General features: G+C 63.7%; 13 protein-coding genes and 1 pseudogene. 9 read left to right on the forward strand and 5 right to left on the reverse strand.

The annotated features are described in order from the left end of the window. Window positions 1-9 precede the first annotated feature (9 nt). From WN982_RS39790 to WN982_RS39815, 6 genes are all read left to right on the forward strand, one after another. Window positions 10-2,322, forward strand: a complete 2,313-nt coding sequence (locus WN982_RS39790; RefSeq protein WP_341317419.1) for a copper-translocating P-type ATPase — start codon at window positions 10-12, stop codon at window positions 2,320-2,322. A gap of 236 nt (window positions 2,323-2,558) precedes the next feature. Further along, window positions 2,559-2,912, forward strand: a complete 354-nt coding sequence (locus WN982_RS39795; RefSeq protein WP_341317420.1) for a YciI family protein — start codon at window positions 2,559-2,561, stop codon at window positions 2,910-2,912. Between the two features lie 153 nt (window positions 2,913-3,065). Continuing rightward, window positions 3,066-3,479 carry a YciI family protein gene (locus WN982_RS39800; RefSeq protein ID WP_341317421.1) on the forward strand — a complete coding sequence of 138 codons (414 nt, stop codon included), beginning with the start codon at window positions 3,066-3,068 and terminating at the stop codon, window positions 3,477-3,479. Between the two features lie 49 nt (window positions 3,480-3,528). After that, window positions 3,529-4,056, forward strand: a complete 528-nt coding sequence (locus tag WN982_RS39805) for an SRPBCC family protein (RefSeq protein WP_341317422.1) — start codon at window positions 3,529-3,531, stop codon at window positions 4,054-4,056. A gap of 69 nt (window positions 4,057-4,125) precedes the next feature. Beyond that, complete coding sequence (locus tag WN982_RS39810; protein ID WP_341317423.1) at window positions 4,126-4,533, forward strand: VOC family protein; 408 nt, start codon at window positions 4,126-4,128, stop codon at window positions 4,531-4,533. Between the two features lie 4 nt (window positions 4,534-4,537). After that, the gene (locus WN982_RS39815) at window positions 4,538-5,812 is read left to right on the forward strand and encodes an RNA polymerase sigma factor (RefSeq protein WP_341317424.1); all 1,275 of its coding nucleotides are present in this window, start codon (window positions 4,538-4,540) and stop codon (window positions 5,810-5,812) included. A gap of 24 nt (window positions 5,813-5,836) precedes the next feature. Here WN982_RS39815 and WN982_RS39820 read toward each other — a convergent pair. The 4 genes and pseudogenes from WN982_RS39820 to WN982_RS39835 form a co-directional block, all read right to left on the reverse strand. Beyond that, window positions 5,837-5,980, reverse strand: a pseudogene (locus WN982_RS39820) (LysE family translocator); the annotation flags it as partial. Window positions 5,981-6,003: 23 nt separating this feature from the next. Beyond that, window positions 6,004-6,582, reverse strand: coding sequence for a DUF4337 domain-containing protein (locus WN982_RS39825; protein WP_341317425.1), 579 nt, complete (start codon window positions 6,580-6,582; stop codon window positions 6,004-6,006). 175 nt (window positions 6,583-6,757) lie between these two features. Further along, window positions 6,758-6,934, reverse strand: a complete 177-nt coding sequence (locus tag WN982_RS39830; protein WP_341317426.1) for a DUF1427 family protein — start codon at window positions 6,932-6,934, stop codon at window positions 6,758-6,760. Between the two features lie 58 nt (window positions 6,935-6,992). Beyond that, window positions 6,993-7,955, reverse strand: coding sequence for a zinc-binding alcohol dehydrogenase family protein (locus WN982_RS39835; RefSeq protein WP_341317427.1), 963 nt, complete (start codon window positions 7,953-7,955; stop codon window positions 6,993-6,995). A gap of 328 nt (window positions 7,956-8,283) precedes the next feature. On the opposite strand from WN982_RS39835, the gene WN982_RS39840 reads away from it, so the two are divergent. Beyond that, window positions 8,284-8,817, forward strand: a complete 534-nt coding sequence (locus WN982_RS39840) for a GNAT family N-acetyltransferase (protein WP_341317428.1) — start codon at window positions 8,284-8,286, stop codon at window positions 8,815-8,817. Window positions 8,818-8,862: 45 nt separating this feature from the next. Here the strand turns inward: WN982_RS39840 and WN982_RS39845 are convergent, their stop codons facing one another. Next, a complete protein-coding gene (locus tag WN982_RS39845) occupies window positions 8,863-9,603 on the reverse strand; it encodes a GNAT family protein (protein WP_341317429.1) in 741 nt (246 codons plus the stop codon). 105 nt (window positions 9,604-9,708) lie between these two features. On the opposite strand from WN982_RS39845, the gene WN982_RS39850 reads away from it, so the two are divergent. Further along, window positions 9,709-11,199: a PLP-dependent aminotransferase family protein gene (locus WN982_RS39850; protein WP_341317430.1), complete on the forward strand. Its 1,491-nt coding sequence runs from the start codon at window positions 9,709-9,711 to the stop codon at window positions 11,197-11,199. Between the two features lie 221 nt (window positions 11,200-11,420). Then, a complete protein-coding gene (locus WN982_RS39855; RefSeq protein WP_341317431.1) occupies window positions 11,421-11,756 on the forward strand; it encodes a hypothetical protein in 336 nt (111 codons plus the stop codon). Window positions 11,757-11,761: the final 5 nt, after the last annotated feature.

Genomic DNA, 11,761 nt, shown 5'->3' on the forward strand with positions numbered 1-11,761 from the left:
GCGGGCAACATGAAAGAATCGTCCGACTTGCAAACACCGGAAACGCGCCGCGTGAACCACGTGCATGATTCGCATACGGCATCGGAACACTACCACCACGATGCCGGATCACACGTTGTGTCCCGGGTACGGGGGCAAGAGCAGCAGGCTGATCCCGCCAGTGTCGAGTACACCTGCCCGATGCACCCGCAGGTGCGTCAACTGGGGCCTGGAAACTGCCCGATTTGCGGCATGTCCCTGGAGCCAGTCGCCGTCACGGCGGACGCCCAGGAAAGCCACGAACTCCGCGACTTCACGAGACGATTCTGGATTGGCGTTGCCTTGACCGTGCCCGTGGTGATTCTTGACATGGGCGCCCATCTGCTCAGACTCGACCGCGTTATTGCGCCGCAGGTGTTGAACTGGCTGCAGCTAGTGCTGGCAACCCCGGTGGTTCTCTGGTCCGGCTGGCCTTTCTTTCTGAGAGCGGTGACGTCGGTCGTGAACCGTAGCCTGAACATGTTCACGCTGATTGCACTCGGCACCGGCGTGGCTTGGGCATACAGTATCGTGGCGACAGTGGCGCCACAGCTGTTTCCAATGACCTTCCGTACAAGCGGCGCGGTGGCCGTGTACTTTGAGGCCGCTGCGGTCATTACCGTGCTTGTATTGTTGGGCCAACTACTTGAATTGCGTGCTCGGGAGCGGACATCAGGCGCGATCAAGGCGCTGCTGAATCTCGCTCCCAAGACAGGTGTCAGGGTCGGTCCTGACGGGACAGACGAAACGATAGCCTTGGAATCTGTGCAGGTTGGCGATCTGCTTCGCGTACGCCCAGGTGAGAAAGTCCCAGTGGATGGCGTTGTCACCGAAGGACGATGCACCGTCGACGAATCAATGGTGACAGGCGAACCGATTCCTGTAGCCAAGACGCCTGGATCGAAGGTCACTGCCGGCACCTTGAACCAGACTGGCAGTTTCGTCATGCGTGCGGAAAGAGTCGGTGCCGATACGTTGCTTGCACAGATTGTCCAGATGGTCGCGTCGGCCCAGAGAAGTCGGGCGCCCATCCAGCGTCTGGCGGATCAGGTGGCGGGCTGGTTCGTGCCTGGCGTGATTCTCATTGCGCTCGCTACGTTTGTCGCGTGGGCTGTGTGGGGACCAAGCCCCGCATTGTCGTACGCGATCATTTCGGCCGTTGCAGTATTGATCATCGCGTGTCCTTGCGCTTTGGGCCTTGCGACCCCCATGTCCATCATGGTCGGCGTCGGTCGCGCAGCACAGTTCGGCGTGCTGATCCGGAATGCCGAAGCGCTTGAGCAGATGCAGAAGGTGGACACGCTTGTCGTCGACAAAACCGGGACGCTGACTGAGGGCCGCCCCAAGGTCGTGGCGGTTCAGCCAGACGGGACGCGGCATGAAGGTGAGCTTTTGCAACTGCTAGCGAGCGTGGAGCGGGCCAGTGAACACCCGCTGGCCGCGGCAATTGTCTCGGCGGCAGTGGAAAGAGGCCTGGAGATTCTGCCGGCAACGGATTTCGATTCCCCCATTGGCAGGGGTGTTCTCGGGACAGTCGAAGGCAGGAAAATTGTCTGCGGCAGCGCGAAATTCCTCCTCGATCAGAACATCGCGATGCCTTCCGGTGAACCGGGCGAGACGCTTCGGTCTGAGGGCGCGACCGTGATCTATGTCGGTGTCGACGGGCAATATGCCGGCCTTGTGGGAATCGAGGATCCGGTGAAGGAATCGACACCGGAGGCAATCCGGTCACTCCATCGTGAAGGCGTCCGGATCATCATGCTGACAGGTGATAACAAGGTGACCGCGCAGGCCGTTGCACGAACACTCGGCATTGACGAAGTCATCGCGGAAGTGTTGCCGCACGACAAAGGGGCTGTTGTTGAGCGCCTTCAGGCACAGGGCCGGGTAGTGGCAATGGCCGGAGACGGTGTCAACGACGCACCCGCGCTTGCAGCGGCCAACGTGGGTATCGCGATGGGGACGGGGACTGACGTTGCGATGGAAAGCGCCGGCATTACCTTGCTTAAGGGGGATCTGATGGGCATCGTACGCGCGAGACGAGCTTCGCAGGCAACCATGAGCAATATCAAACAGAACCTGTTTTTTGCCTTCATCTACAACGCGGTTGGTGTGCCGATAGCGGCTGGCGTGCTCTACCCGATCTTCGGGATTCTGCTGTCGCCCGTCATTGCGGCTGCTGCAATGGCGCTGTCATCGGTGAGTGTGGTTTCGAATGCGCTTCGGCTTCGAGCAGTCCAGATTGATCCCATGCCTGGTGTTCCAGCTCGAAGTTTTCGAGCGTTCGAGGATCGGTCAGCGTGACAGTCGCACCCGCTACGGCGCTGCCGGCGGCCACCGTGCCGCTCACCGAGGTTGCCGCGTCCGCGCTACGAGTGTCCGTAGGGTGTGCAATTAACCGCGGCCCCAGCGCTGAAACGGGTTTGCTGGAGTCATCCGCGCTTGTTAGACTGCCTCTCGCAAGCTATCCGCAAGCGCGTTTTTTGCTGTCATATGCCTACCGGGCGTTCACGTCTGCGGCACGATCAATCGGAGACGCTATGTCTTACATGCTGCTTATCGTCGAACCTTCGGAACAACGCATTGAACGCGGTGAGCGTGCCGGGCGCGAAGTCTACGACCAGATGGTGCGCTTCGCCGCCGATCTGAAAGAACGCGGCAAACTGCTCGCAGTCGAATCGCTGACGTCGACCAGCGACGCCGTACGCGTGCAGGTGCGCGAAGGTCGTGCGAGGCTCGTCGACGGCCCGTTTGCCGAAGCCAAGGAAATGATCGGCGGCTTCTTCCTGCTCGATTGCGAAACCCGCGAAGAAGCTGTCGCGATCGCGCAAGCCTGCCCGGCGGCGTCGTGGTGCACGGTCGAAGTCCGCAAGCTCGGGCCTTGTTTCGAGTAAGCCGCACACATACTACGCGTAGGCGCTATGAGTCCAGGGTTTTCCCTGGGCTTCGAAAATTGGTGTCGATCCGGTCGCGTATCGCTCGTCGTGTGAGTAAGGAGCCAGCAAACAATCCGCGGCTTTCCACTCACAGCGAAAGGAGCAAGTGCGATGCGATTCATGATCATAGTGAAGGCGACCGCCGTCAGCGAAGCCGGCGGCCCGCCCGATGAATCCCTGATGGCCGCGATGGGTACGTACCACGAGGAACTGGCAAAGGCCGGTGTGCTGCTCGACGCAACCGGCCTGCAACCGAGTTCCAAAGGCTGGCGCATTCGCTACAGCGGCGGCAAGCGCACGGTGCTCGATGGCCCGTTCGCGGAAACCAAGGAACTGATTGCCGGCTACACGCTGATCCAGGTGCGCACGCGCGAAGAAGCGATGGAATGGGCGCGGCGCTTTCCCGCGCCGTTCGGTGAGCACGCCGACGGCGAAATCGAAGTCCGGCAACTGTATGAACTCGAAGACTTCGAGCCCAGTCCCGAAGTGGAGCGCTTCCGCGAACTGAACGCGGCCAAGCGTTGATCGGAACGCTGATTCAAGCGCCGATCCAGCTACATCGAAAGGAATCGTCATGCTCAAAACTATTCTGATCGCCGTCGTCGCGGCCGTGGGCCTGCTGCTGATCTACGCGGCGACGCGCCCCGACAGCTTCCGCATCGAGCGCAGCGTGCGCATCAAGGCGCCGCCCGAGCGGATTTACGCGCTGATCGACAACCTGCATCAGTTCAACCTGTGGAATCCGTATCTGCGCAAAGATCCCACGACGCAAGGCACGTACAGCGGCTCGACGAGCGGCAAAGGTGCGCGTTACGCGTGGCGAAGCGAAAAGGTCGGCGTGGGGCAGATGGAGATCGCCGATACGGCGGCGCCGTCGAGCGTGACGATGAACCTCGATTTCCTCAAGCCATTCGAGGCGCACAACATCGCCGAATTCACGTTGAAGCCCGATGCGGATGCGACTCAGGTCACCTGGGCGATGCACGGACCGGCACCGTTTCTGTCGAAGCTGATCCAGGTTTTTTTCAGCATGGACAAAATGGTCGGCAAGGATTTCGAAGACGGCCTGGGCAATCTGAAGGCGCTTGCCGAGGCGAGCTGACGGCGCTCCAAACTCGGCGCACCTTAGCGCCCGCGCAGCCCGAACACCACTCGATTAATGGACTCCATCATGCATAAGCAGATCTACGTGAACCTTGCCGTCGGCAATCTCGAACGGTCGAAAGTATTTTTCAGCGCGCTCGGATTTACGTTCAACGCGCAATTCACCAACGAACAGGCGGCGTGTCTGATCCTCGGCGAAAACATCCACGCGATGCTGCTGGTCAAGGATCTGTTCAAGTCCTTCACGCGCAAGGCGCTCTGCAATCCGCAAGAAAGCACCGAGGCGCTGATGGGCCTGTCGTGCGAGAGCCGCGCAGAGGTGGATGCGCTGGTCGCGAAGGCGATTGCCGCCGGCGGCACGGCGCCGCGCGCGCCGCAGGACCACGGCTTCATGTACGGACACGGCTTCGAAGATATCGACGGGCACATCTGGGAGCTGATCTATATGGACCCGAACGTCAAGGCGGCGGGCTGAGGCCGTGACGACGGCGGCCACACATCGTGCCATCGAGGCGGTCTGGCGGATCGAGTCCGCCAAGGTCATCGCCCACGTCGCGCGGATCGTGCGCGACGTCGGGCTGGCTGAAGAGTTGGCGCAGGACGCGCTGGTGGCGGCGCTCGAACATTGGCCCGACGCGGGCGTGCCTGATAACCCGGGAGCGTGGTTGATGGCGACCGCGAAGAACCGCGCACTCGACCGCCTGCGCCAGGAAGCGCTGCATGCCCGCAAGCGCGAAGAGCTCGGCCACGATCTCGATGCGCAGGAGGCTCACCTCGTGCCGGATTTCGTCGATGCCCTCGATGCCGCGCGTGCCGACGATATCGGCGACGATCTGTTGCGGCTGGTGTTCACCGCGTGTCACCCGGTGTTGTCGACCGATGCACGCGTCGCGCTGACGCTGCGCCTGCTCGGCGGCCTCACCACGGACGAAATCGCGCGCGCATTCCTCGTGCCCGAGCCGACCATCGCGCAGCGCATCGTGCGGGCCAAGCGCACGCTGTCGGCGGCCAAGGTGCCGTTCGAGGTGCCGCAAGCGGACGCGCGTGCGCCGCGGCTCGCGTCGGTGCTCGAAGTGATCTATCTGATTTTCAACGAAGGCTATTCGGCCACCGCCGGTGACGACTGGATGCGTCCGGCGCTTTGCGAGGAAGCGCTACGGCTTGGGCGCGTGCTGAGCGGTCTGGTGCCGGACGAAAGCGAAGTGCACGGGCTCGTCGCGTTGATGGAGATTCAGGCGTCGCGCACGCATGCGCGTACCGATGCCGAGGGCCGTCCGGTGCTGTTGCTCGAGCAGGACCGCAGCCGCTGGGATCCGCTCCTGATCCGTCGCGGGCTGGCCGCGCTCGGCAGCTCGCACGCGCTCGGCGGCGCGAGCGGACCGTATGCGCTGCAAGCGGCGCTGGCCGCGTGTCATGCACGCGCCCGGCGTGCTGAGGACACCGACTGGGCGCAGATCGTCGCGTTGTATGACGCGTTGGCGCAGGTGGCGCCGTCGCCGGTGGTCGAGTTGAATCGCGCGGTGGCCGTGGGCATGGCGTTCGGGCCGGCCGCGGGTCTGGAAATCGTCGATGCGCTCGCTGCCGATGCGACGCTCGCGAACTACCACTGGTTGCCGAGCGTGCGGGGCGATCTGCTGGCGAAGCTCGGGCGCGTGGCCGAGGCGCGCGCCGAATTCGAACGCGCCGCGGCGATGACGCGCAACGCGCGCGAGCGCGAGTTGTTGCTCGCGCGGGCGCGTGAGATGGCGCATTGAGCGGCGGGTCGAAAAGTACCGACCTTACCGTATCAACTGCCGCACACCCAATGCGACGATCAAGCCGCCGCACACGCGATCGATCCAGGCCTTGCAGCGCCGGTACGCCGACGCAATCCGCGAGTGCGACAACGTCAGCGCAACGAATCCATACCAGCTGCTAGCAATGCGCTTGCCCGCCGCCGCGTGCATCACGCCGAGAGAAACGCCCAGGCGCCCGTCAGCACGCCTGCCGCCGCAACGCCGAACGACAGATTGCGCAGCCACGTCTTGCGCGTGAGCAACGTAATCGCGCTCAATGCGATGGCGACCTGGATCAGCGTGGTGGCCTGCGCCCAGCGATGATGACCATGCAGAAGCGCCTCGCTTTTAGCGTCGTTTTGCACGACTTCTTTTTCGATCGCTTCAGCCTTCGCGCGGATCGGCTCTTTCTGCTGCGTGTATTTCTCGACGTCGGCGACGAACTTGGCGTGCGCCTGCGCATTGCCGGCCGACAGCACCGCGCCGAGTTCAGCGAGATTTTGCTTCTCGCCCTTGGCTTGGTAGTAACTCCATTGATTCGACGCCTCGGTCTTCTTGATGGCGGCTTCGTTCTTGTAGTAGAGCGCCAGATTTTCGCTATTGCCGCTCTGGTACGCGCACAGCGCGCCGATCGTCGCGAGGATCGCCGTCATCACGGCCATGCGGCTCGCGAAAGGATCGGCGTCGTGGTGGCCGGCGTGTTCGACCGCATGGTCGTGCGGGCCATGCACTTCATATTCTTCAGGCATCTCATTCTCCGAGGCAAAGCTTTTCTTGTATTCCGGACGGCGCTCGCTGACGCGAACCGGGCACCGGCATCGACGCCGGTGCGGCGAGATCTTCCGGAGCCCTCAATCTTAGCGTGAGGCGCCTGGCGATGGGAAAGGTATCGCCGATGCGGCGAAGAAAGCCCCGCTGTCTCGGTCAACGAATGCCGGAACCCAACCACGTCCGCACGAACGGAATCAGATGTTCGCCGCCGAGCATGCCGAGCAATCCGACCAGCGCGATAGTCGGCGGCGCGGGCGATTTCACCTGTGCCACGTTGTAGAGCAGGCCGACCGCCACGCCGACGGCCAGCGAGATCAAATACGCTTTCATGATTGTTCAACCCATTTGAAACGCGGACGCGCACCGCCGCGCCCGCCGGCCGTTCCGTTTACTGCATCGTGATGACGACACGGCCGCGCGTGCCCGCGGCCACCGCCTCGTACGCTTCGCGCGCCCGCTCCAGCGTGAACTGCTGAGCGATAGCCGGCGCTTGCAGCTTGCCGCTCTCGAAGCCTTCCACCAATGCGGTCATCAACGGTGCCGATTCGGCTACGCCCAGTTTCGCGCTGTCGACGCCGAGCAGTTGCGTTTCGTTGTGATAGAAATCGATCAGGTCGAACTCGACGCGGCGCTTGCCGGTTCCGCTGATTTCCAGCACCCGGCCACGGCGTTTGACGAGACTCAGTGCGGTCTCGAACGCCACGCCGCCGACCGTGTCGTACACCACGTCCGCGCCGCCGGTCAGCGCCTTGACGCGCTCGGTCACGTGTTCGTCGAAGGGCACGTACTCGTCGATCAGCCGGCCCGCCGGCGAATCAGCCGCAAGCGGCTGACGGTCGACGGCGATCACGCTCGCGCCGCGCGCTTTCGCGATCTGCACCACCGCGCCGCCGACCCCGCCGCCCGCGCCGATTACCGCGATGGTTTCGCCGGCTTGCAAGCGCGCGTATTCAACCGTGCCGAGCCAGGCGACCACAAAGTTCACGCCGATTGCCGAAGCCTGTGCGTGGCTGAGCGTCGTGGGTTTGCGCGACAGTGCGCCGAGCGGAATCTTGATGAACTCGGCGTGCGTGCCGTCGCGCGTGAAGCCGATGTCGCCGCCGGTGCCCCACACTTCGGCGCCGAGCCATGGCTGCGGGCCGTCCACCACCACGCCGCTGAAGTCGCGGCCCGGCGTGCGCGGCAGTACCGTGTGTTCGAAATGGCCGGATACGTTCTTGGCGTCGCTCGGGTTCACCGAGGCCGCCTTGACCTGCACGACGACGCTGTCCGCGTCGGCTTGCGGCGTCGGCAGATCGACGTAGTCGAGCACCTCTGGGCCGCCAAAAGACTTGAACTGAATTGCTTTCATCGAGTGTCGCTCCTGTTGGGTCTTACGCTGCGTCGTGCATCGGATGATGCGTAGTCTAGATGGCCGACACAATGGCGTTAAGACAAAGAATTTCGAATTCTGGGCAACCCGCGACGGACTCCGATGCGAAGCCTCAATCGCTTAACAGGCCGCGGATGCGTCGCTTTTGACCTGCTCGGCTACCGCGGCCGAAGCCTCTTCGGTCAGCGTGCCGCGCGAATCGGAATCCGTGTTTGGCACGGTTTCCTGAGTCGGCCTAATCTGCGATCATCCCACGCACTCCTTCAACGCTTCAAAGTCTCCAAACCCAACCACTCGCCCCTTTTCAATGTCCACCCCCACGCTCCTCACCACCGACCGTCTGATCATGCGTCCGCACACGCGCGACGATTTCCTCGAGAGCTATGCGATGTGGTCCGATCCCGAGGTGATCCGCTACATCGGCGGCAAGCCGTTCACGCGCGAAGAAGTCTGGGCGCGCCTGTTGCGTTACGCCGGGCATTGGGCGATGTTGGGTTACGGTTACTGGGTGGTTCGAGAAAAGGAGAGCGGCCGGTTCCTCGGCGAAGTCGGCTTTGCCGACTACCACCGCGAGATCGAGCCTTCGTTGATGGGCACCCCTGAGATCGGTTGGGCTCTCGATCCGGCGGTGCATGGCCGCGGCTACGCGACCGAAGCCGTGCGCGCCGCGCTGAGTTGGGCCGACCAGCAGTGGCCGGACGCCGAAACCGCCTGCATCATCGCGCCTGAAAATCTGCCGTCGCTGCGCGTCGCGCATAAGTGCGGCTATCGCGAGCGGCTTCGCACGACGTACAAAGGCCAACCGACCATCGTGTTGCGGCGCGCGGCAGGCGGTGCCTGATTCGTCGCACGCCGTGCGGGTTGTATGTCGTTGCCAGCTCGCAGCTTATTGACCAGACTCACTCGCCGCCGCCCGCTGTTGCGCGATCAGATCCGCCAGCCGTTCAATCTGCTGACCCTGCGCGTCGAAGTTGCCGGCGTCGAGCCAACGCGCGTAGCACGGACGCAGCGCGGGCCATTCGCCGTCGAGCATCGAGAACCACGCGGTATCGCGATTGCGTTGGCGATACACGATCGCCTGGCGGAAGATGCCTTCGAACGTGAACCCATAGCGCAGTGCCGCCGTCCGTGACGGACCGTTCAGCGAGTCGCACTTCCATTCGAAGCGGCGATAGCCGAGGTCGTCGAACACGTGGCTCATCAGCAGGAACATCGCTTCGGTGGCGATGCGGGTGCGCTTCAGGTGCGGCGAATACGTGACGTGCCCGACTTCGATCACGCCGTTCGCGCGGTCGATCCGCATCAGCGCCAGGGTGCCGACAGCCTTGCCGGTCGCCAGATCGATCACCGTGTAGTGCAGCGGATCGACAGACGCCGCCATGCGTGTCAAATGCTCGCGATACGCGGCGAGGCTCTCGAACGGTCCGGCCGCCAGATAGGTCCAGTCGCGGCCATCGGCTGCCGAGCTGTATGCGTCGTAGAGGTCTTCGGCGTGGCGTTCGACGTCTACCGGTTCGATCCGGCAATAGCGGCCCACCAGCGGCTCGCGGCCGGGCGCCCGGGCGCCGTTCCAGCCCGGCACCGGTGCGCCGATAGGCTGGTCGAACGCGTTACGTCTGGGTTCCATGTCTGCTCTCCTTGGTTCAATCGGTCGATTGTCAGAGAGTACGATACGGCAATCGTGGCATGTTAAAAAGATCCAGATCGAGAACATTTGATAGGTCCAGAAGCGATGATCGAAATCATTGGTCCGCTCACTAATCAGGCCACCGCGAGCGGTGCGGGCACCGTCGGCAAAAAACCGGCGCCGCTGCAAAAGCAACTGATTGAGCGCTTGCAGCAGGCGATTCTTGCCGGGCGTTTGCCGGCGGGCTCGCTGCTGCCGTCGTCGCGTTTGCTGGCGGCGGAGATGGGCGTTTCGCGGAATACGGTAGTGATCGCTTACGAGCATCTCGCCGCAGTCGGCTACGTGGTCGCCGACAAGAAAGGCACGCGCGTGAGCCCGCTCTCCAGCCCGGCCGCGCGTGGCGAACATCAGACATCGCCCGCCACGCCCGAGGCGGTCTATGCCGCGCGCGTCGAGCAATTCGCCGCCACGCGCACGCACGCCGACAACACCTTGCCGCTGACGCCAGGCACGCCCGCCCTGGATCGCTTTCCGCTCGGCGCGTGGCGGCGCGCGCTCGAGCGTTCGATGGAACGCGCGTTGCCGCTAGCGCTCGGCTACGGCGCGCCGACCGGCGAGCCGGCACTGCGCGACGCAATCGCCGCGCATCTGCGCATGTCGCGCGGCGTGCGCTGCGACGGCTCGCAGGTGGTGATTACCGAAGGCGCGCAGGAAGCGTTGAACCTGTGCGTGCGGCTTTTCACCAACCCGGGCGACATCGCATGGGTCGAAGATCCCGGCTATCGCGGCGCGAAGGCGGCGTTCAATCTCGGCGATCTGACCACGCTGCCGATGCCGGTCGATCTGGAAGGCATTGCGGTGCCGCCAGACGCGTGGCGCACGCATTCGCCGAAACTGATCTACACGTCGCCCGCGCATCAGTATCCGACCGGTTCGGTGTTGTCGGTGGCGCGGCGGCTGGCGTTGATCGCGCAGGCGCGCCGCAGCGGCGCGTGGCTGATTGAGGACGACTACGACGGCGAATTCCGCCACACCGGCGAGCCGATCGCCAGCTTGCAGGGGCTGGTGCCGGACGCGCCCGTGTTGTACGTCGGCTCGTTCAGCAAAACCATGTTTCCGGCGCTGCGCATCGGCTTCGTCGTGCTGCCGGGCGCGATCGCCGGGCACGCTGCAGTCGCGTTGCAGGAGATGCTGCGCGGCGGGCACCGTCTGGAACAACTGGCGTTGGCGCACTTCATCGAAAGCGGCGAGTTCGGGCGCCATCTGGGCCGTATGCGGCGCCTCTATCGGGAACGGCAGCAGGCGCTGCGCGATGCGCTGACCGCGCATTTCGAACCGTCGCAGATTCTCGGCGGCAATTGCGGCATGCATCTGACGCTTCGCCTGCCGCCGCACCTATCGGATCAGGTGCTCGCTGAGCGTGCGCTCGCAGAGCGGCTCAATCCCCGAGCGCTGTCCGGTTTCGCGTTGCAGCCTCGCGAGGAAACGAACGGCCTCGTGATCGGCTACGGCAGCACGCCCGCGGAGCAGCTGGCGCCCGCGATCGGCGTGTTGGCCAGCCTGGCGGGCGAGATGGCAGGTGCACGCGTCGTGTAAGTTTTTACGTTTGTCCGCGCGGCCGATGTCGCGCTATCGTGTCGTCTATGCGCGGCGATTTTCCAGGTGTGCGAGGTTGGCGAATCGCCCGCAGGTCATGCTCAGCGCGCCGCACTGCACCATCGCGTGAAATGTGTGCGCGCATGCCGGGCCGCTGCCGGGCTCGGGCATGAAGAATGCCTTTGTGGTTGTCTATGACGATTTATCAGACCGGAGAAGACATGAAGGAAATCGAACCGACCCCATGGTTTGAGCTTGCCGTCCATACGCCCGTCCGCGAAGGCTGGTACGAGGTGCAGTTGACGAGCGGGGACACGGCATTTGCGAAATTCGGCGATGGCGTATGGACCGAAAAACCGTTGCTGGTGTTCACGCACTGGCGCGGCCTGTCCGCCGATCCGGCGAACGTTCCCGCAGGCGAGGGGGCCGAATCGATCAGCGCGGAGGCCGCTGCGGCTCAAGGTGTGCGCGCCGCCTGGGACGTGTTCTTCCCGGGGCTCGGCGAGGAACAGCACAAACCGTTGGATGCGATGCCCAACGGTAAAGCCACGCATTGATGCGA

This window comes from Paraburkholderia sp. IMGN_8 (assembly GCF_038050405.1).
Lineage (GTDB): Bacteria > Pseudomonadota > Gammaproteobacteria > Burkholderiales > Burkholderiaceae > Paraburkholderia.

What these genes read in the sequence shown, in the direction of transcription:
- WN982_RS39805 (WP_341317422.1), top strand. Translation starts at nt 3,529, where the DNA reads ATGCTCAAAACTATTCTGATCGCCGTCGTCGCGGCCGTGGGCCTGCTG.
- WN982_RS39850 (WP_341317430.1), top strand. Translation starts at nt 9,709, where the DNA reads ATGATCGAAATCATTGGTCCGCTCACTAATCAGGCCACCGCGAGCGGT.
- WN982_RS39795 (WP_341317420.1), top strand. Translation starts at nt 2,559, where the DNA reads ATGTCTTACATGCTGCTTATCGTCGAACCTTCGGAACAACGCATTGAA.
- WN982_RS39845 (WP_341317429.1), bottom strand. Translation starts at nt 9,603, where the DNA reads ATGGAACCCAGACGTAACGCGTTCGACCAGCCTATCGGCGCACCGGTG.
- WN982_RS39825 (WP_341317425.1), bottom strand. Translation starts at nt 6,582, where the DNA reads ATGCCTGAAGAATATGAAGTGCATGGCCCGCACGACCATGCGGTCGAA.
- WN982_RS39810 (WP_341317423.1), top strand. Translation starts at nt 4,126, where the DNA reads ATGCATAAGCAGATCTACGTGAACCTTGCCGTCGGCAATCTCGAACGG.
- WN982_RS39835 (WP_341317427.1), bottom strand. Translation starts at nt 7,955, where the DNA reads ATGAAAGCAATTCAGTTCAAGTCTTTTGGCGGCCCAGAGGTGCTCGAC.
- WN982_RS39830 (WP_341317426.1), bottom strand. Translation starts at nt 6,934, where the DNA reads ATGAAAGCGTATTTGATCTCGCTGGCCGTCGGCGTGGCGGTCGGCCTG.
- WN982_RS39840 (WP_341317428.1), top strand. Translation starts at nt 8,284, where the DNA reads ATGTCCACCCCCACGCTCCTCACCACCGACCGTCTGATCATGCGTCCG.
- WN982_RS39855 (WP_341317431.1), top strand. Translation starts at nt 11,421, where the DNA reads ATGAAGGAAATCGAACCGACCCCATGGTTTGAGCTTGCCGTCCATACG.
- WN982_RS39800 (WP_341317421.1), top strand. Translation starts at nt 3,066, where the DNA reads ATGCGATTCATGATCATAGTGAAGGCGACCGCCGTCAGCGAAGCCGGC.
- WN982_RS39790 (WP_341317419.1), top strand. Translation starts at nt 10, where the DNA reads ATGAAAGAATCGTCCGACTTGCAAACACCGGAAACGCGCCGCGTGAAC.